Origin of the sequence: Saccharobesus litoralis, from assembly GCF_003063625.1 — a bacterium.
Lineage (GTDB): Bacteria > Pseudomonadota > Gammaproteobacteria > Enterobacterales > Alteromonadaceae > Saccharobesus > Saccharobesus litoralis.
On the sequence record NZ_CP026604.1, the window covers coordinates 1,936,994 to 1,957,926 of the forward strand.

A 20,933-nucleotide genomic window follows, 5' to 3' on the forward strand; every position below is an offset into this window, starting at 1 on the left:
TAACAGGTTGCTTATCTTGTTCATCTAGTAACACACAAACAGTATTTTATTCAACTGAACCCAGCCAGGGCATGGTTTTGCTTAAACTACCTGTCAATGTGTTTGTATTGAAATCAGATAAAAGCCATGAGCTAGATGCAAATATTTCTGAACAAGAAATGAGAGATGTTTTGGCTCAAGTTAACTCAATTTGGCAACAGGCAAAAATAGAATATATTTTGAGTGGGTTTGAGGCTATTAATGCGATAGGTGCAGAGCATTTCCTTTCTTATCGCAAGACTAAATATAAGGGTATTTCTTATCAAAAAGAAATGAGCCTATTAACTAGAGATAGTTGCGAAACACAGCTCTATCAACAATCAGAAATCAACGTATGTGTAGTTGGCCAAATATTTAACCGAAGTGGTGGGATATTCATCAATTTTGAATCCCCGCTAGTTATATGGCCGTTAACATCTAAATCATCCCAATCGTTAAATGCCGCAAGCCTTGCCCATGAGATTGGACACCACTTGGGTTTGTCACACAATTATTTAGGCGCTAGATATTTAATGCAAGGATTAGGTATATCAACAGTGAAACCAGAGCAACAACATTTGTTATTAACACAAAAAGAAATTGATACAGCCAGAAATCAAGCAGAGTTTTACCATATTCGCAAGGAGTATTTACTATGAACGGAATAATTAAAACCAAACTAATACTAAAGGCTATTGTTGTAGCGAGTAGTTTTATAGCTCTGAATGTTAATGCTAAAAACATCACCTTGAACCCAGTGGAAGAAAATTCAGCTGTAACACCTATGTCCGCTACTGAGTTACCAGAGATTAGCAAGGTTGAAGATAAAGAAAGCATGGTCGCAAAGACAGGAGCCAATCTTGAGCTAGCTGCTGACAAAGGGGCTTCTGAAAAAAGGACTAAACAAAATAAATCCCCTACAACAGCCAAAGGCTTACCTAAAGGTATCTACTTCAATGATATCGACTACATCCCTGGCTATGCAGCAAACCATATAGATTCAAAACACTTTCAATCTAAACAGGTTTCTCCTCTTAGCGCAGATGTATTTGGAGACACTATTAACCCGTTAACGGGTGAGTTGTCGATACGTGTTACAGACATTTCTATCCCAGGAAACAGCCATTTACCTGTAGAAATTACTCGACGAAAAGATGATATTCACGCAAATGGAACAGATGACCCTAATTATAAAGGGCCAAATGTACCTAACATAGGCCCCTTTACACTCGAGTTACCACATCTGACAACCAGAGTTTTTAGGCCTAACTATATGCCGACTTTGGGAGTCTACGATGGAAATAATTATGTTACGGGGCAAAAATTAGGTTGGCCAAAAGATCGTTGTTCAAATCTCCTTTTAAAGACTTTTAAAACCAGCTCTAATTTACGCTACGCGGAGTCAGGGCTCGAACAAATCCGTCCAGTTGACCTTGAGCATCATGCGGGGGACTTTTTTCAAGGTGTTACCTTAAATGTAACCGGCAACTGGGGTGAACAGTTGATGTATCCAATGGATGATATCGACTACGGGAGTGTTTCACCTAGTTATGTGACAAAGTCTAATTGGAAGTTCGAATGCATGGATAATTCCGCTTCTGATGGTGGTCAAGGTTTTAGAGGCATTGCCCCAAATGGCGACGTCTATGAATTTAAAGAATTGTATTATACCGAAACTTCAGCGGTCGCTCCTGATTTCAGGGCTGTTGATGAGGCTGGATATACTGGGCTGGGTAAAGGACCAACATTTCAAGCGGTGTTATTTGCAACTAAGGTGACAGATGTTCATGGAAATACTGTTCAGTACGATTATGTTGACGGAAAGCTAGACAGTATATACGCCAGTGATGGCCGCCGAATTGATGTGACCTATAATAGCTCTGAGGTAACAATAACGGCTCATGGCAAAACCTGGCGCTATAAACCGGAGGGTGACGGATATAGCGTCTACCTACCCTCTGAAGCCAATGCTGAGAGAAAGTGGATATACAAGATGTATTCGGGGGATTTGTTGACCGCTTATGGATATGAACCTTCAACCTTTGGTGACGAAGATACTGGCATGATTGTGTTCGAGGGTCCCTGTAGCACTCTCGGGGGTGATTATTCCTTGGCAGAAATTACTCACCCTTCGGGCATGACCGCGACGTTTACGCCAAGAAAAAAAGGTACGAATTCGCCATTTGGTGAGGTCGAGAAGCGAATTTTAACAACTACAATGTCGGCAATGACCCATAAAAAGTTCAGCAGCGACGATAAACTCTGCGACGGGATTCTACCGAAGACATCTTCCAGTGATAGACCTTATGCGAGTGTAAAATATAGTGTGCCGGTAGGCAAAAAGGTAGTTACAGGCCCTGGGTTATCACCAATGACCTGGTACTATGGTTATGAGGAAGGGGAGGTTATCAAAAATTCTGTTGGGCGTGAGGTTGTTGAGGACACATCCCCGGAAGATCCTAACGCAAGCAAGGTTCCCGTTGGCAATAGAGTAAAGCGTTTTACCAACGACTTGGCTAAACCTACAACAAGGCGCTCAATTATCGATCCAGATGGGAACTTAACCGTGCTCCATGTTAATCGCCAGCATAATGCACTTTATGGGCAAGTTGAACAAGTAGATTACTACGGGCGAAGTGATATAGCAGCTCCGTATAATGATAGTGAGAGCTATACTATTCAAACGAACGGCGCGCTTTATAATTATGGGTTTAGTCAAAAAACTATAAAGAATCACTATGGAGTTAGTACTCGCCTAGGAGAGCATTGGCTTTATCATGACATAGGTACAAGACCAGGCTTATGGCCAAGGCCTAGTATCAATATCGACACGTCACAGCACAAGCCCTTGTTATTCCACAGAGAGATAATTCAAGGTGCAACATATAATACTGTATATGCCTATGATGATGATCCAATCTCATCCACTTATAGTTATCAACTACCCACTAAAATTCAGAGGTATTCTAATCTTTCTTACAAACTAGAATGTGGTGGCTGCAATTCAGAAGAGAGTATGGTTCAAGAAGAAGAAACTACATACAAACACCTCAAAGATAAATGGGTAATTGGCCTCATTGAAAAAGTAAATATAGGTACATTGAGCAATAAAAGCACAACGTTAAAAAATGTCTACAAAAACAATTCTCCACTTATAGATAAAGTCTACAAGTTTGATAAGTTAGTACAAACCAATAATGAATATCACAGTGACGGGAACTTAAAAAAAGTTACATATAATGCAACGCCAGCTCGAGTACTGACCTACACTGACTATAAAAATGGAATTGCAAGAAAGGTTGAGCAACCAGGCACAGCTGAAAATCCTATTTCATATCTTCACACTGCAGTAGATGACTTTGGTCAAATTACCAAAATAACCGATTTTACAACTCAGACGGATATTAATTCAGTAATTGAGGGCTGTACAACATTTGATTACGATTTCGCATTTAGGTTATCTCTGATTAACCCTTGTGATTTTGCAGAAGCAGGCAATGAACCAGACAAACACAGTAATTTAGCCAGTACTACTATTTCATATTCTAAAGGAAGCAGTTCACTCGGTTATGCTTTAAAAAAATCGACCACCAAAGGAGATTTTAGAGCAGAAGTGTTGTACGACGCCATGCTACGTCCAATACAAAGTAAAACGTGGGATGCTACTTCTAGTACCCCAGCTGTTTACATAAACTCAGAATATAACTCGAATGGACTCGTTACTTTCAAGTCACGCCCAAGTCATATTTCAAATTCAACAAATGGAATAAGTAGTACTTATAATGGTGTAGGCGAATTAACAAAGACTACGGATTCTGAAACTAATCTGGAAACAATATATTACATTTATGGTAGCTCCTCTCAAGTAATTCATCCAAACGGCAGTACAACTGTTTCATATTATTTAGGGCTGGGAAGCCCAGCAAGAGACGTGCTTATTTTCTCAACGACATACAATAGCGAAGGCTGGGGCTTGACATCTATTGAAGTCGAAGAGTTTACCCACCTCTTACAACCTCAAATAATTAGTCATGACCCTGCTGGCTACGATTATGACGAAACTGATACAGTATTAAGTCCTAAGATAACCGAGTATAGAAGTTATGATGGCCCGAATTTATGTAAAACGTCTAGAAATGAGATAGGAACCAAGTGGTATGGACATAATGCTCTAGGAGATGTTACGTGGGCAGAGCTAGGAGGAGATTACACAACTGAGCATGGTTGTAAAAGTGCAGCCTCTTCAGGAAACAGTATCGATTTCACCTATGATGAGAGAGGTAATGTTAGTCAAATTGATTACCCTGATGACACACCTGACAAAGTATATAAGTACAATCAAAATAACATGGTTACCCAAGTGAGCCTTGGTGATGTTACTAGAAACTTTGATTATCGAGATGAGCTGTTAACTGAAGAAAAAATAACAATTGATGACAAAGCCTTGGCGTTAAGCTACCTCTATGACAAACACAAAAATGTAAAAAGAGTTACCTATCCTAGCGGAGAAAAAGTTTACTTTGACTATAACTCTATGGGACAGGCTATAACTGCTGGCTTTTTTGCGTACGATGCTGTTTATCACCCAAATGGAGCGTTAAAAAGCCATTACTACGGAAATGGTGTGCAATTTGAAGTAACCCTAAATTCAAAAGGGTTGTCAGAAAGACAAACTGAGTCAAGCGATGGTTTGGGAATGATTGTCGACACTGCACAAACCTACGACGTACATAACAACCTAAAAACGCTAACAGACTATGTTGATCAACGATATAACTTATCGTTACGGTATGACGGTGCTGACAGACTTAGATATATTGATGATAGCTTTAATGGTACTGGCGAAATTAAATACGATTCTATCGGGAATATCGTACAGAAACGAATTGGTAACCAAACAATTGATTACCACTACAATGCTAATAACCAATTAGATTATGTCTCTAATGGTTACGCAAAGGATTATGATTACGATGAGCATGGCAATGTTACATCAGATGGAAGTTTTACCTTTACCTATAACCTAGGCGGTCAAATGGTAAAGGCATACAATAGTTCTACTACCAATGACTATCTGTATGATGAGGCTGGCAAACGAGTAAAGGTTGCTAGTAGCCAAGCAGGGGATTCATACTCGATGTATGGCCAAGGTGGAAAATTGATGTATCGCTTTACTAAAGGTAAACACATTGATTATATATACCTTGGTAACAAGTTGGTATCTCGCCTAGAAAGCCTAGCTGAAGGTTCCGCATCATTATCATCAGGCAATGGCGTCGAGAGAATGCACTACAAGCCGTTTGGTGAAACCATTGAAGCACCAAAAGATGAAGCTGGCTATACCGGGCATAAGTTTGATACCGACTTGGGATTAAGCTATATGCAGGCACGATACTATGATCCAGTCATAGGTCGTTTCTACTCTAATGATCCTGTTGGGTTTACAGGGGAAATTGATACTTTTAACCGATATTCATATGTCGCCAATAATCCTTTTAAATATACTGACCCCAATGGTGAAGAAAAAATAATCGTTGGCGTGGGTGTTGATGCAATGCTTATTGCTGGCGTTAGAGCGGGGTTTTCTGTCAGCTTTGATACTGAAAATTTAGAACTTGGAGGCGGATACAACGTTGGGCCTAGACTAGGTGTTGGGCTTGGTGTTGGGGGTAGTTTTGGTATATCGCAAAGTGAGAATGAACCTGCAAAAAGTGAATCAACACACGATATCGCTGTATCTGCCGATGCAACTGTTGCTCATAAATCATATGGGGGAGATATTATGTCTGAAAAAGTAATTAAAGATGAAATAACAACTCAGTTGAGCCAGGGAGATGGAGGTACTGGAGGTAAATCTGATAAGCCAAGTAAGGGTAAATTGGGTCTATCAGCTAGTATTGGAGTTGAATTTAGAGGTGAACAAACCACGGATGTAATTGCTAAATCATATGAATATGTAAAAAACTTATTCGAGTAACTTAACTTAGAGTACAAATATTTTGAATCATAACGTTCCAGAAAACCCTTTTTACACGTGCAGTCTTAGAAAGGTTGTAATTGCTTCATTTTTTACGATGGGGCTATTTAACATGCTTTATTTTTATAAAAATTATATGAAACTTGGCTTATACAAAGATAAATGGGAGCCAATGTTATTGGTTAAATCTATTTTGTATCCATTATTTTTATATAAGTTAATTAAAGCTTCATTGTTGAGAGTGGGGGGAGCATTTATCATAGTTAGAGCTGTGTTGCTAAGTTTCCTGCTGTTTTTTTTCGTGTTTTCAGGTGTATTTGGAAAGTTAGTGGGATTACTTGCATTTTTTACATTCTTTCCATTGCTCTTGATTAATATGTGTTTTCAAAAGGCTAATTCAGCAATAGGAATTAAGGAATTTGATAATAAATTCAGCAAAATAGAGATTTTAATGTCTCTTGTCGGAACTAGTCTTATGGCAAAAGAGGTTTTAGGCTTACTAAACTTGTAAGGTGCGAACATAGGGGGGCAGGTCTTTCCCTTTGATCTTATTTAAAATCAATCACTTAAAGCCCAGTTAACGTTGTTGGCTGGGCTTTTTATTAGCGGCTAAAGACTTAGCTGCTGATCTGGGCGATCCGTTTAGTCTCATGCTTTAAGATCATGCCTTCAAGTAATGCTTTAATGATCTTCTTCTCGTCCGCATCAAAATGGCTGATGGCTTCAAATTGTAATCTCAATTCATCATCAGGCCCACGCTCGGTTTGCTCAAAAACCAATGAATCAATACTGACATGTAAGGTCACTGCAATCTTTTTAAGTACCTATTGTTGTTTACCTAAATAATGTCATAGCTTTTGCCAAATTAAATATCGAACGATTTGGCAAGGTTATGACGTTTTTACCACGATAATATCGACCGATTTTTTCGTCTTGCCAAATTCTTATCGCACGATTTTCCAAACCTGATCATAGTTTTTACCAACCTCCATCATACATTCAACCAAATTGCTGTCAGATATGATGATTTTGGCCATCTGAATACCAATTTAATTTTGCTATGACCAAACGTAAAACGCCCGAGGTTTTAACTCAGGCGTTGGCTTTATGACGATCTGGCATATTGGGTTTAACTATTCATCTTTCTGTTCTTCATTTACCTCCAACTGTAAACGACTGCGATGATATTGGCGTATTTCTTCTCCATAACTTGCGACTAACATGGCTCGAATATCGTCTAGGAATTGTATGATGGACTCGGCGTCTTCAGCACTTAGATATTGGGTGGTTTGCATGATCTTCATCATGCCACCTGTTGCTTAATTAAGTCTTCATGGCTGCGCCAATGGGGCTGGATAAGCACATTATTAACATGGCTGATAGTGACGATCTTTTTGGCTTCGCGACAGGCTTCGATAAGGCTGGCATAACACAGGTTACGACATAGGCGTAAGTTACCATTGCTGGAGCGCAATATGACCTCAATAGCGGCGCTATCGAAGGTATTAACGCCCATCTTAGCCGCTTCTAATTCTTTGATGATATAACACTCAAGGTCATCATCATTCAGCGGTTTGATGGTTTGGGAAAAAGTAATGCGCGACTTAATATCGGCATTAACGTTAAGTGATAGATAGTGTAATAAATCGGGTTGGCCGAATAACACCAAGTTGTGCTTTTTGGGGAACTTCTCAAACAACAAGCGCAGTTTGCGTAACACCTCAATATTGAGTAAATGGGCTTCATCAATCAGGATATACAAGGTTTTACGCTGGCGGATATGCTCATAGGCCGCTTTAATTAACTCGGCTTCTAAGTCTTTGGTTGGCACATCTACTTTAAACGATAAGGCCAATTGTTTAAGGATATTGATGTACGTGTGCATGGTTCTGGAAATGGCCACGACCGTGGTATCGCGCTCGTTATGCCAGTGTTCAATATGCTCACGCAATACACTTTTACCGACACCCGGCTCACCGATAATCACGGAAAACCCGCCTTGAGAGGCGTGGATTTTAATGATATCGCTGATGTGTTTTTGTTGTGATAATAACGCTAAGTTTGAGCGATTAAACGGCTCTTTCGTGATAGCGAAGATACTGGAAATCATACATCACCTCGCAAGTGTCTAATGGCATTGGCGTGTAAGTCTAAGTGTGAGGCTTGCCCCATACGTTGGCCTTGATAATAGACAATAAATTTATCTTGAGCGGAACGATTAAATCTAACCTGTACCGTTTTACCGCGTAAATCGACTGGGCATTCAAACTGTTGTTTATTGATGGAAAAGACATTCGTTTTACTGACTTTACGGTCTTGCTCCACAAAGAAGACTTCTTCTGTAAACTCATCATCGGCCATAAATTGAATGCGGTTTAAATCAAGGCTAAACCTATCGAGTGGTGTCATTTGAATACCGGAGTGAAACTGACTGTTGTACCTGGCTTCTACCCAATCATGGGTCTTATCATTCAGTTCATCAAGGGTGGTTATATCAGGATTATCCACCAAGAACTGGTCACGGAAACGTCGGAAAAAGCGTTCGATTTTACCTTTAGCCGCGCCATCGCGAATAGGGGCATGAGACAGGTGAATATCCAAGCGCACACAAGCTTGTAGAATTTCTTTAGAGGTGTAATTACTGCCATTATCAAAATATAAGCGTTCGGGCTTGCCGCGCTTAAACAAAGCGGTGCGAAAGGCATCACACATATTGACCGTGTTGTCGGCATAGAAAAACTCAGCATGGGTAATCAACCTTGAAGCATCATCAATGAAAGCGATTAAAAAGGTTTTACGTTTATGGCCATCACTATCGATAACCCTAGGGCCATACATGGTATCGGCCTGCCACAATTCATTAGCAAACTGCATTGCGAACGATTGACGCAGTTTCTGGCACTGCTCACTATCCAGTAAGCCATGGTTGCGAACCATGCGGTAAAACGAAGTTTGAGACAGCTGCGAACGTTTAAATAACCCCGAGCTTAACAAACGCCGATACAACGCCATTTTAGGCACAGAGCCATTTTTACTGCGGCCTAAATACGGCAATACCTCATGAATACCCTCGGCCAACTCATTAGGTTGCACCTTACGGTAACTGTTCTTATCGCGACGCGTTTTATTATCCAAGGTCGTCACACCATTGCGCTTAAATCGATAATGCCAAGTGCTAATGGTGCGCCAAGTAAACTGATACTCCACATTGGTTTGCTTATCAACAAAGGTGCGCGTTGCAACAGACTTAATACGCTCACGAATACTGTTACCAGGCGCATAATCAACCGCACTTAGCACTTGCAGTCTAATTTCTAATGGGGGCTTGTTAGCTTTCATCTTCATTCAGTGGTTCTCCTTGTGTTTTACCTGAGGGTAGCGAAAACCAAGGCGGGAGCCGACTGACTTCTTATGTGGGGTGAATAACTCCCTCAACGAAATAACTCAATGACGAAGATAAAGTGGTAAATTGAATGATGAAAAAGCCGTAATAAATCCTGATATCCCCATCAATAGGTTAGATAAAGGCGGTTTGTGCGGATAATTGAAACGCCAGACAGACGGGTGCTGTTAAATCATCCACAAGTGCACAAAGGGTAGCAAAAACAGGATGAGTACAACGCCAAGAAGAGGTAACAGAAACGGGTGACTTAAGCCTTAATCGATACTGCATGATATTACGTTTTAAAGCGGCTACCCAACGCCAAGCCTGACGGGTACTCACCTGTTTAGTGGCTTGCTGATAAGCTTTAACCACAGCGACATTCGTCAGTAACAACACAATAAACACACTTAATTGCCAAGCGCTATATTGGCGATTAGGTACACATTCAGCCAAGACTAACTGGGTGGTACGGCCACAACCGGAATGACCGTAACGATTAGAACAAACGACCCGCTTGCCAATGGTTTTACGCTCATGCATAGACAGCTGTTTGTAAATAAAGCCATGGCTAATTAAATGCCCACCTAAACCACAATGTTGACAGGTCAATGAATAATAACGATGACAAGGCTCAAGATAACGCTCAATATCAGATAAGGATTGAAAGAATGTTTGCATGCCAGCATCAAACAAAAAATCTCGACGTGACTCAAGAAAAATATTGAGTAGAGTGAATAAAAATCCTCACTGCCAAATTACACGTTATAACAATGAGTTATCCGTTGTTTGCAGTTTGGTTGGTAAGTCAATGATGGGTTGATCTGATTGTGGGAATTAACAGCAAGGTTATGACGTTTTTACCACGATAATATCGACCGATTTTTTAGCCTTGCCAAATTTCAATCATACGCTCTCCCAAGCCCGATCATAACTTTTCCCAAACAGCATCATGCTTTTAACCAAACTGCCGTCATATCTGATGATTTTGGCAGGCTGAACATTATTTAATTTTGCTATGACCAAACGCAAAACGCCCAAGTTGTTAACTTAGGCGTTGGTGTATGACGATCTGGCTAATCCGATTGTCTAACTCTTATTCAAGCTCTAAAACCTAGCTAGTCTGCTTTAACTGATTAAACTCAGTCCGCCATTGTTCGGTGTTCCATTCTAAATCATTGGCGTGTTCTAGCGCGTCTTCAAACCATTCCAAACCTTGTTGGCGTTTATTTTGTTTTAGTAAAGCTTTGGCGTTGTAGTAATGCCAGTTTGGGTTATTTTCGTGGTTTATCTCAACTTCAGCTAATAATTGTGTTGCTAGAGACAGTTCATCAGATGTGGTTTGCTCTTGATCTAACAAGGCGCGTGCTAGCCAGTACTTGGCGTTTTCATCATTGCCGTTTACGGCTTGTTTTAGCCAAAATATCGCTTTTTGTTGGTCTTGCTTAACTATTTGTCCAGACAAAAACTCGCGACCTAAGCGGTATTGCGCTCGGCTTTCACCTGATTGCGCGGCTTTCACTAAATAGTCGAGTCCGGTTGCTATATCGCGGCGCGTGTATCTACCCAAAATTAAAAAGCGGGCATATTCCGTTGATGCTTTAACATGACCAGCTTCGGCGGCTTGCTCTAACAGTTCAAATGCTTCTTTTTTAGAGGTTTGCAATGCAGGAAAGGCAATAATATACATGGCGAGCTGATACTTAGCGTCGGCATTGTCTTGTTTGACCAATTTCTCGAGTTGACGAATGTGTTTGTAAATTTTAGGCGAGTCGGTTTTTAAAAATTCGCGGGTTACGGTAGTTTGTCCCCAAACTGTGCGCTGTCGCTCGATAGTATTTGTTTGATAGGCAGGTTTGTTAATAACCTTGTGTTTATACTCGTAGCTAGCGTTAACCATATTGCGCAAGCCACTTTTATTAACAAAATAACTATGTGAAACGCCAATATCTCGGGCTGTGCCATCAGGGGCGATATCATACTCTAATACAGCTGAGGATAAGGTGGTGCGTTTTACCGCAAAAATCGAGCCGCTTACTCGCTGACTGGCACTGACTCTTCTGCCGGGGTTTAGCACGAGTGGCTTGTCAGCAATCGAAGGCATAATATTTGTTTGCAGGGCTTGTTCTCCCCATTTCGCGCTATCGCTTTTCAGCTGGTTTTTCGCTTGCTGTTTTTGATCTTCTGATAAATGTGCAAACACGGCTTTGGCATTTTTTGCTAAATCGGCGCTGGGTTGGTTGTCATTAGCCAACGAATAGTAAACGTATGATTTTACTAAGTCTTTTTCTACCCCTGCGCCGTGTAAATATAGCTGCGCCATTACCGACTGCGACTTAGCGTGGCCAAGATGGGCTGACAATTCAAAATGTTGTGCTGCTAGCTTGTAGTCTTTGTTTTGATAAGCTTGATATGCGGTAACGAGATCGGCCTGGGCGGTATTGACCACCGTACCTAACATAAAACATGCAACCAATCCTTTGTTAATCCGTTTTTTCAACATTGTTGTTTCCTTAATTTGATTAATATCCTAACGAGGTGGCGGTAATTTAACCCCGATTGATCAAAAATCAATACAAAAATGGATGAAATTGATTATATTTGAGTTTAAATGATGTTTTATGTATGTAAAAATCTGTTTAAATTAATTAAGTCATTTCAAAGGAATGGATATTATGTTTTTCCGCTTACTAAAATTAACTCTGTTGACATTGAGTTTATGTTCCGTATCTAACTTAACGCTGGCATGTGATAGCAAGCCGAAAAAAGTCGAGCCTTGCCAGAAAAAAGCCGGACTCAACAAGGGCACGAGACCTAAAATTATTAAGCGACAGCAGCCAAAGTATCCCATGGATGAACTTAGAGCCGGTCGTGAGGGATGGGCTAAATTAAACTTTGCAATAGACCCAAATGGTCGAGTTAAACATATCGAAATTGTCGATCATTCTGGAACTGCCAGCTTTGCGCACTCAGCCCGTGAAGCCGTTAGAAAATGGCGATTTGATCCTGCCACCCAAAATGGTGAACCCGTTTATTCATGTCGTAACTCTGTGCAGCTTGATTTTGGTATTAGTAAAAAAAGAAATGGGGCGTCTGAAGAATTTATTAAACAATTTAATAAAGTTAAACAGTTTGCCGCGACAGATGATACTAAATTATTTAAAACCTCATTAGCAAAACTGAAAAAGCTCTCGTTTAAGCGTTATGAACGAGCCCGCTATTACCTTATGGCCGGTATATATGCACATAGAATTGGAGACACTGAAGGGCAGATAGCCGCATTAGAGCGGGTTAAAAATTATGGGAAAACCAGTATTGGGGCTGAAATCTATATTCAGAGCGTGCGCGATCTTTATCTAGCGCAAATGGATTCAGGGCTGTTTACTCAAGGGCTCGAAACACATAAAACACTGGCGAAATTTGATGATCCTAATGCTACAACTTACCAAGCGATCACTCAGCATAAAAACCAAGTTGTTGAATTATTGGCCAGTGATAAACTGATTGCGACAACGAAAAAGATCCAAGCGAAAAAACGTTTTGCTTATTTGCCCTTATCCAGAAAATCTTTTTCAATCAAACCGATTGAAGGTGACTTAAGTAAGCTACAAATGCGTTGCGGCTACAATTATAGCGAGCACAAAATCACGGAAGATAAAGTTTGGCATACACCAGAAGAGTGGGGTAAATGTGCTATTCACGTTTATGGTGAATCAGGCGCTAGCTTTAAGGTGATTGAGCATCCAGCTTAATGTTTTGCAAACCGCAAGGCGCCACTTTTTGTCTTACTTTGTGTCTTGTGCTAATCGGTATTTTATGGAAGTTTATCGGTAACAAAATTTTGTAGTCTTGATCTTTTAGACGCAAAGGTTTGCAGGCTTTGTAAGCATAAATGCTCAGCCACAAAAAACTTGATACTTTTAAATGGCTATTTTTCACAAAATAACTTGAGCATATTCACCATCTAAAAAAAGCCTCCCTAATAGAGAGGCCTAAAGGCGTGCAACAGCCCAGATATATTGATTAAGCTAGATTGCTAATTACTTAATATTTACCAAAGAGTCGCGGCTTAATTCGCTGATATTTTTAGCGCCGGTGAGTGTCATTGCCACTTGCATTTCTTTTTTGTATAAGTCGAGTAAGTTCTCAACTCCGGCTTGGCCTTGTGCCGCTAGTGCGTAAATAAACGAGCGACCTAATAAGGTTAAATCAGCGCCCATCGCTAGCATGCGTACAACATCTAAGCCATTGCGAATACCTGAGTCGACCATAATTTTTAAGTCGCCTTTAACCGCATCCGCGATAATAGGTAAGGCTTTAGCCGAAGACATAACACCATCTAATTGGCGACCACCATGGTTAGAAACCACAATGCCGTCGGCACCAAATTTAACCGCATCTTTGGCATCCTCTGCATCTAAAATACCTTTGATCACCATAGGACCGTCCCAATAGTCACGGATCCACTCTAAGTCTTTCCATGAAATTGACGGATCAAAGTTAGCGCCTAACCAGCCAATATAATCTTCAAGTTTGGTTGGCTCACCACGGTAAGTTGAAATATTACCTAAGTCATGTGGCTTACCTAGCAGCCCCACGTCGAACGCCCATTGTGGATGACGCATTGCTTGCAATACGCGACGCATCGCAGCATTAGGGCCACTCATCCCAGAGTGCATATCACGGTAGCGTGCGCCTGGCACTGGCATATCAACCGTAAAGACTAAGGTCGTTACGCCAGCCGCTTTCGCACGCTCTAATACGTTTTTCATAAAGCCGCGATCTTTCAGTACATATAACTGAAACCACATTGGGCGCTGGATCGCTGGCGTGACTTCTTCGATTGGACACACAGAAACCGTCGACATGGTAAATGGAATGCCTTTGTTTTCAGCCGCTTTTGCAGCTTGTACTTCACCACGGCGAGCATACATTCCGGTTAAGCCAACTGGTGCTAGTGCGATCGGTAGGTCTAATTTTTCACCGAAAATTTCGGTTTTAAGATCCAGCTCCGACATATTATTTAACACGCGCTGTTTTAAGGCGATTTCAGCTAAATCTTCAACGTTTTTGCGTAGTGTATGTTCGCTATACGAGCCACCATCAATATAGTGAAATAAAAACGGAGGTAACTTGGCTTGTGCCGCTTTGCGGTAATCGGTTGAAGCTGAAATGATCATCTATCTGCCTTTAAATTATATATAAGCCCAACGCGCTAAGATCAGCCGAGCAACTTATTGTGTTGATTTTTGATGTTGGCTAATTTATCGCTTTATTTTTATGTGATAAATGGAAATAATGAAAAACACTATTTCCAAAAGTTTAGTATTATGTTGGCGAATGACCTAATCTTATTTTCTCAAGTGATTGAGCTGGGCAGTTTTAGCAAAGCAGCCGAGGTGAATAACCTAACCAATTCAGTGGTCAGCAAGCGCATTGCTAAGTTAGAAGCCGAATTAGGCGTACAATTGCTATACCGAACCACGCGTAAATTAACCGTAACCGAAGCCGGCAGCATTTTAGCCATGCGTGCTAAAAACGTACAACAAGCCACGCTGGAAGCCATTAATGCCGTGTCGGGTTTAGGTGACCAAATTAAAGGTCATATAAAAATGTCGGTACCCACCATATCGGGTGATTTATTACTGGCAGAAGCCACGGCTGACTTTTGCAATCAGCACCCTGGTTTAACCGTAGATATGTCAATGGATAACAAGTTTGTTGACTTGGTAAACGATGGTTACGACTTGGTAATACGCACAGGCCATTTGGAAGACTCAAGCTTAATCGCGCGTCATATTATTGATTCACAATGGGTGGTTTGCGCCTCTCCCCGCTATTTAAAACAGTTTGGTCAACCGCAGCAACCTATAGAGCTACAACAACACAATTGCCTAAAATATACCTATCAAACATCTGGCGCGGATGAATGGCAGTTTAAAACCAACAATAAGGACTATTTTGTCAAAGTGACAGGAACCCTCGCCACTAATAACGCCAGCGCCTTGCGCAAGGCTGTACTGGGTGGGCATGGCATTGGCTATTTACCGCGCTGTTTAGTGTATCCCGATTTATGTAATGGTGAGTTGCTGGAGTTGTTTGCTGATCAAGTAGGTAAAAAATTAGGTGTATATGCGGTATATCCTTTTACTAAACACCCACCTAACAAGGTAAAAATGTTGGTTGAATATATAAAAGCGCGTTACTTAAGTATGGCGCATTATTTTGTGAGCTAGCAGGTTTTGGCGAGTATTTATGTCGATGCCGCTAACTTAAACTAATAAAGTAAGTCAGTGCTTACTGATAGGGATATAACTCGCTGGAGTTTATCGAGAACAAAAAACCTAGCTATGCTTCCACTAATCAAAATTAAATTGAAAAAGGTACGAGAATAAAAAAGTTGTTGATCTTGGGGTGTTAGTTTTTCAATTTTTCGTCTTTTCTTAATAACAGCGAAGGCTAACTCGCAAAGAATTAAGAGAGAACTTACATGTTTAAAAATTTAAAAACCTTGTCGTTAACTGTGATGGTTTGCTTACTTGCAGCTTGTAGCTCATCAAATGACGTAAACGTTGCTGCCAATCAACAAAACCTAAGTCAACAAAGCATAAGCCAACAAAGTACAAGTCAGTCTGAAAAACAAAATGTCGTGATGATTATTATCGATGATTTACGACCAGTAATTGGTGCCTATGGCGATAGCCGAGCGCATACACCTAATATTGATGCTTTAGCAAAGCAAGGGGTTCTTTTTAACAAAGCCTATGTCAACGTACCTGTATGTGGTGCATCGCGGGCCAGCATGATGACAGGGATAAGACCCACTCCAACGCGCTTTATTGATTACAAAGCCATGGCTGAAAAAGATGCGCCGGGTGCTAAATCGCTGCCGCAAGTCTTAAAAGAGTCAGGTTATTACACCATGGGCATTGGTAAAATCTTTCATAAAGGTCAAGATTTAGCCGAAGAAAGTTGGAGCGAGCCATTACAACATTCTGGTTTACCACATGGCACAACGTTCAATCCTGAATCTGATAAATACCGAAAAGGCAGTAAGAGCGACGCGAAGAAGAAAGGCAAAGGGCCTTTTTATGAAATCGCTGACGTAGCAAATGAAGATTACCCCGATGGCAAGGTTAAACAAAAAGCCTTAGCTGCGCTTGATAAATTATCGCAAAATCAGCAACCGTTTTTCTTAAGCGTTGGCTTTATTCGTCCGCATTTACCGTTTAACGCGCCTAAAAAATATTATGACTTGCACCCTGAGTCGAAATTCCCACCATTTTTTCATCGTGAGCAACCGAAAGATGCCCCAGAGTCATTAAAGAGCTCAGGCGAAATGCGCTCCTACCATCTTAAAGATTACGACTACAACAGCGATGCTTTTCATACTGCATCGCAGCGCGGTTATTACGCTTCAGTCAGTTTTGTTGACGCTTTAGTGGGTGATGTTGTCGCAAAAATTGATCAATTAGGTTTGCGCGACAACACCACCATAGTGTTATTAAGTGATCATGGCTTTAACTTAGGTGAGCATAATTTTTGGACTAAACACAATATGTTAGATACAGCGCTTAGGATCCCAATGATTATCTCAGGACCTAATACAGCGCAAAATCAACAGTCAGATGCGTTAGTTGAATTGGTTGATATTTTTCCCACCATTACCGAGTTAACCCAAGTGGCAACGCCAAAACAGGTTGCCGGTCAGAGTTTTGTTTCTGTGTTAAAACAGCCTTCACTGAACCATAAAAATTATCTATATAGTCGTTTTAAGCCAGGTGATTCTATTATCAATCAGCAGTTCATCTTTACCTCCTATAAAACTGAAGCTGGAGCACGAGAAGAAATGATGTTTGATCTAAAAAATGACCCGCATGAAACCGTAAATATTGTTCAACAACCGCAATATGCAAAAGTTGCAGCGCAACTTCGTTCTCGCTTAACCGCATGTATGGCCAAGCAAGACTGTCAAACCCATTAAAACCCAAGCTGTGTAGGGTCGACTTTATATTGGCAAAATATTTAATTCGGCTCTACAACTCTTTCCTGCCTGCTGGTGCATGAGCTGAGCAGATAAAAACATAGAGCCATCGCTAACAGGACAGCCATGTTAGTGTCATTTGTAGGTCGTGCCTTTAGGCCGATAGGTAAACAAGGTCGCGCTATTAAAAAACACAGCCAAGGGCGTAAAATAATCTTAAGTTAGCCTGTTAAACATTAAAACCAACCTGAACAGAACAAACCCAATACCTCGTTTACTTGCCATTAACTGGCATTTAAACCTGATAATGTGTGTATCCATTGGCCTAAAGACAAACCTAAAAAAAAGATAAAAAGACAGTCAATGCAAAGGTAAAGACCTGACCCTACGCCCGTGCAAAGGTAAAGACCTGACCCTACGCCCGTGACCCTACGCCCGTAGTCTAGTTTTAATCCGACTCAGTCCGACATCGGTTACGCCTAAATACTGAGCGATTTCGTGTTGTGGTACTTTGTGGAATAAATCTGGCCATTGTTGTTTTAGCTGAATAAACCTTTGCTCTGCTGGTAAACATAAAAAATCATGCTCTCGTTTTTCTTTTTTTATTGCGAGTTGAATCAACAAAGTTTGCATCTCGTTGGCAAACTTTATATCGGTTTGACTGGTTTCGAGCAACAACGAAAATGGTAATTTAATCAAGGAGCTATTTTCTTGAGCGACTAAACTGTAAGAACAGGCTTGTTCAGCATAGCATGCACTTAAACAGGCAATACTGGTATTTTCACCAATAAAAGATTTAACAAAAGACTTACCCGATTCAGCAATATAGTAAGCTTTTAAAAAGCCCCTTCTCACATAATAAAAATGAGCATCCAACTCCCCTTGCCGAAACAAATGCTGTTTCTTTTTCAATTCAATTAATTGACCTTGTGTTGCCAGTAATTGTTGTAAATATTCCATTTTATTAACTCAGGTTAATGAATCGGTTAGCGATAAGTAAGCATAATTTGCCCATAAAAAGCGCAACAAGGGTATATTAATGACTTTAATAAATAAACAAATTGTATTGACTGGCGGCACAGCAGGCATTGGCTTCGAATTAGCCAAAAAGCTCGCTCAAAATAACCAACTAATAGTATTAGGACGCGATAATGCTCAGTTAGAAAAATTTAAAGCAGACAATCCTCCACTCGCAAATAATCTTATTTTTATCTACTGTGATCTAGCTGATCTCAATTCAACCATCAAAGCAGTGGAACAAATACAGCAAATTTGCACCTCGCTCGATTTGTTAATTAACAATGCAGCAATCCAATATGCGACGACTTTTTTAGATACAGATTACAAGTTGGCTCAAATTCAGCAAGAAATTACCATTAACTTAACCTCTGTCGCGATCTTATGCCATGCGCTTCTGCCTTTATTACAGCAAAGTACTCATAGCAACAAACAGCAACTTAATCATAATCATCAACCGAACCAAAATCAGAGCCAAGCGATTATTTTAAATGTAAATTCAGGCTTAGCGATTGCACCAAAATCCCAATCCGCAATTTACTGCGCCACTAAAGCGGCACTCAATCATTTTTCACTATCGCTTAATTACCAACTTAAAAATAGCCAAGTCAAAGTGCAGCAGTGCTTCTTACCGGTAGTCGATACCAATATGACAAAAAACAGAGCGAAAGATAAAGGAAAAATATCAGCCGTAGCAGCTGCAAAGGCCATTTTTCAAGCATTAACCACAAACCAAACTCAAATAGATATTGGCAAGGTAAAACTACTCAGAATTATTAATCGACTCAGTCCAAGCCTCGCAATGAAAATAATGGAGAAAGCATGAAACAACTCAATTGCAACCTCAACAAAAAGAGCAAGCTCATTTACAGCAACAGCTTAATGTTAATCATCATTATGTTGGTAAATTTCAGTCTAATAGGAAAAAGCATGGCCGCGACCAAACAACATCAACTCAAAGTAACAGTCACTAAGATTAACCCCGCACTGAACGGCAATATTGTACTCATGCTGTTTACTGAACAAGGCTTTCCGAAAAAACATCAACTCGCCAAACACAGCATCAGCTTACCAGCGAACCAAACTGAACTGACATTTACATTAGCAACCGATTTAACTGAATTTGTGCTTAAAGTGCTCCACGATGAAAATGAAGATGGTAAAGTCAGCAAAAATTGGACGGGGATTATTCCAGCAGAAGGATTAGGCTTTTCAAATAAGCAAACTTTGAGCTTTACTGGGCCGCCTTCGTACAAAAAATCTAAAGTATCGATAAACCCAACCCAATCAATTAGCGAATTTCAAATTGAGATTAAATACCCTTAAATTAAGGTCTATTCAAGGAAATAAATTATGAAAGCCCTGATTAAAGTAATTATCACCTTAGCCTTAGTTTTCGCTACTACTTTTGTTATCGCTAAGCTCACAGGCATACTCAGTTTTGAACAAATTGAAGCTTGGTTAATTCAAGCCAAACAAGTATCACATTTAAAATTAATGCTATTGATAGTTGTTGTGTTATTTGCTGATTTATTTATCGCCATTCCTGTACTCAGCATTTGTATGTTGTCTGGCTACTTACTCGGCGCAGTTCTCGGATTTGCCGCATCAATAACAGGGATTTTATTAGTTGGGGTAGTTGGTTATTTACTCAGTCAGAAATACGGTGAATTGATATTGAAACGATTAGTCAAATCAGAGACCGAACGCAAACAAATGAAAAGCTTATTTAACCAATACGGCTTTAGCCTGATCATTATGTCGCGTGCTACGCCAATATTACCTGAAGTCTCAGCCTGTTTAGCAGGCATGAGCAAAATGCCATTTTTAAAATTTTTACTGGCTTGGACTTTGGTCAATATTCCATACGCCGCTATCGCTAATTATTCTGGTTCTATCAGCAGTATTGAAAACCCAAAGCCGGCAATATTAACTGCGGTTGCGATTGTTTTTGTTTTTTCAACTAGCTGGCTGTGGTTCCAACACAAGGTTAAACGACAAAATCAGATTTCTAACACAAATTAGCGCCAATAGGACAGCCATGTTAGAGTTACTTGTAGGTCGTGCCTTTAGACCGATAGGTAAACAGGTTAACAGGTAAACAAAATGGCGCTTTAAAAAAACACAGCCAAGGGCGTGAAATCATTTTTAGTCCGTTGTTAAACGATTCAAACTAACCTGAACCAAATAAACCCAATACCTCGTTTACTTGCTTTTAACTGGTATTTAAACCTGATAATGTGCCTATCCATTGGCTTAAAGACCTAAAAAAAAGATAAAAAAGACAGTCAATGCAAAGGTAAAGACCTGCCCCTGTTCACATCCAATCATTTGTAAACAACTCTTGCGGTTTATGACGTAATTCTGCGGCCATTCAGCTATTCTTTTATACAATATTGTTCTTACAAATACCTAATTTGCGATATTTAACGGAGGAATTATCGTAAATATTTTTATATTTAAGGGGAATTAAAAAGAAAATAACACCTTGCTTTGATACAGAAGAGTATATTTAAGTACCTGTTTTAATTTAATTAAATCAAAAAACCTTAACC

At 40.2% G+C, this 20,933-nt stretch carries 17 protein-coding genes; 9 read left to right on the forward strand and 8 right to left on the reverse strand.

Annotated features, from left to right (window positions below):
* The first annotated feature begins 107 nt into the window (after window positions 1–107).
* From C2869_RS06835 to C2869_RS06845, 3 genes are read left to right on the forward strand one after another with little or no spacing between them, the layout of a single operon-like run.
* A complete protein-coding gene (locus tag C2869_RS06835) occupies window positions 108–677 on the forward strand; it encodes a hypothetical protein (RefSeq protein ID WP_159084072.1) in 570 nt (189 codons plus the stop codon).
* Entirely contained in the window at window positions 674–5,995 is a 5,322-nt protein-coding gene (locus C2869_RS22810; protein WP_108602241.1) for an RHS repeat domain-containing protein, read from the forward strand. The genes C2869_RS06835 and C2869_RS22810 overlap by 4 nt, the downstream gene beginning before the upstream one ends.
* A gap of 22 nt (window positions 5,996–6,017) precedes the next feature.
* Complete coding sequence (locus C2869_RS06845) at window positions 6,018–6,506, forward strand: hypothetical protein (RefSeq protein WP_159084073.1); 489 nt, start codon at window positions 6,018–6,020, stop codon at window positions 6,504–6,506.
* A gap of 106 nt (window positions 6,507–6,612) precedes the next feature.
* On the opposite strand, the gene C2869_RS06850 is transcribed toward C2869_RS06845, so the two are convergent.
* From C2869_RS06850 to C2869_RS06870, 6 genes are all read right to left on the reverse strand, one after another.
* Window positions 6,613–6,801: a hypothetical protein gene (locus C2869_RS06850; RefSeq protein WP_108602243.1), complete on the reverse strand. Its 189-nt coding sequence runs from the start codon at window positions 6,799–6,801 to the stop codon at window positions 6,613–6,615.
* A gap of 327 nt (window positions 6,802–7,128) precedes the next feature.
* Window positions 7,129–7,302: a hypothetical protein gene (locus tag C2869_RS22465; protein ID WP_159084074.1), complete on the reverse strand. Its 174-nt coding sequence runs from the start codon at window positions 7,300–7,302 to the stop codon at window positions 7,129–7,131.
* Window positions 7,299–8,105: an ExeA family protein gene (locus C2869_RS06855; RefSeq protein WP_108602244.1), complete on the reverse strand. Its 807-nt coding sequence runs from the start codon at window positions 8,103–8,105 to the stop codon at window positions 7,299–7,301. Before C2869_RS06855 ends, C2869_RS22465 begins: the two co-directional genes overlap by 4 nt.
* The gene (locus C2869_RS06860) at window positions 8,102–9,340 is read right to left on the reverse strand and encodes a DDE-type integrase/transposase/recombinase (RefSeq protein ID WP_108602245.1); all 1,239 of its coding nucleotides are present in this window, start codon (window positions 9,338–9,340) and stop codon (window positions 8,102–8,104) included. The genes C2869_RS06855 and C2869_RS06860 overlap by 4 nt, the downstream gene beginning before the upstream one ends.
* A 172-nt stretch (window positions 9,341–9,512) precedes the next feature.
* Entirely contained in the window at window positions 9,513–10,058 is a 546-nt protein-coding gene (locus C2869_RS06865; RefSeq protein WP_108602246.1) for a hypothetical protein, read from the reverse strand.
* 433 nt (window positions 10,059–10,491) lie between these two features.
* Window positions 10,492–11,880: an SEL1-like repeat protein gene (locus tag C2869_RS06870; RefSeq protein WP_108602247.1), complete on the reverse strand. Its 1,389-nt coding sequence runs from the start codon at window positions 11,878–11,880 to the stop codon at window positions 10,492–10,494.
* 172 nt (window positions 11,881–12,052) lie between these two features.
* Between C2869_RS06870 and C2869_RS06875 the strand changes: the two genes are divergently transcribed.
* Window positions 12,053–13,129, forward strand: coding sequence for an energy transducer TonB (locus C2869_RS06875; protein WP_408011892.1), 1,077 nt, complete (start codon window positions 12,053–12,055; stop codon window positions 13,127–13,129).
* Window positions 13,130–13,417: 288 nt separating this feature from the next.
* Here C2869_RS06875 and lldD read toward each other — a convergent pair whose 3' ends face one another.
* Window positions 13,418–14,557: an FMN-dependent L-lactate dehydrogenase LldD gene (gene lldD / locus C2869_RS06880; RefSeq protein WP_108602249.1), complete on the reverse strand. Its 1,140-nt coding sequence runs from the start codon at window positions 14,555–14,557 to the stop codon at window positions 13,418–13,420.
* 150 nt (window positions 14,558–14,707) lie between these two features.
* Between lldD and C2869_RS06885 the strand changes: the two genes are divergently transcribed.
* Window positions 14,708–15,613 carry a LysR family transcriptional regulator gene (locus tag C2869_RS06885; RefSeq protein WP_108604991.1) on the forward strand — a complete coding sequence of 302 codons (906 nt, stop codon included), beginning with the start codon at window positions 14,708–14,710 and terminating at the stop codon, window positions 15,611–15,613.
* A 254-nt stretch (window positions 15,614–15,867) separates the two neighbouring features.
* The gene (locus C2869_RS06890) at window positions 15,868–17,361 is read left to right on the forward strand and encodes a sulfatase (RefSeq protein ID WP_108602250.1); all 1,494 of its coding nucleotides are present in this window, start codon (window positions 15,868–15,870) and stop codon (window positions 17,359–17,361) included.
* 429 nt (window positions 17,362–17,790) lie between these two features.
* On the opposite strand, the gene C2869_RS06895 is transcribed toward C2869_RS06890, so the two are convergent.
* The gene (locus C2869_RS06895) at window positions 17,791–18,321 is read right to left on the reverse strand and encodes a Crp/Fnr family transcriptional regulator (protein ID WP_108602251.1); all 531 of its coding nucleotides are present in this window, start codon (window positions 18,319–18,321) and stop codon (window positions 17,791–17,793) included.
* Between the two features lie 79 nt (window positions 18,322–18,400).
* On the opposite strand from C2869_RS06895, the gene C2869_RS06900 reads away from it, so the two are divergent.
* From C2869_RS06900 to C2869_RS06910, 3 genes are all read left to right on the forward strand, one after another.
* A complete protein-coding gene (locus C2869_RS06900; RefSeq protein WP_108602252.1) occupies window positions 18,401–19,204 on the forward strand; it encodes an SDR family oxidoreductase in 804 nt (267 codons plus the stop codon).
* A gap of 104 nt (window positions 19,205–19,308) precedes the next feature.
* Entirely contained in the window at window positions 19,309–19,704 is a 396-nt protein-coding gene (locus C2869_RS06905; RefSeq protein ID WP_159084076.1) for a DUF2141 domain-containing protein, read from the forward strand.
* Between the two features lie 27 nt (window positions 19,705–19,731).
* Complete coding sequence (locus C2869_RS06910) at window positions 19,732–20,403, forward strand: TVP38/TMEM64 family protein (protein ID WP_108602254.1); 672 nt, start codon at window positions 19,732–19,734, stop codon at window positions 20,401–20,403.
* Window positions 20,404–20,933: the final 530 nt, after the last annotated feature.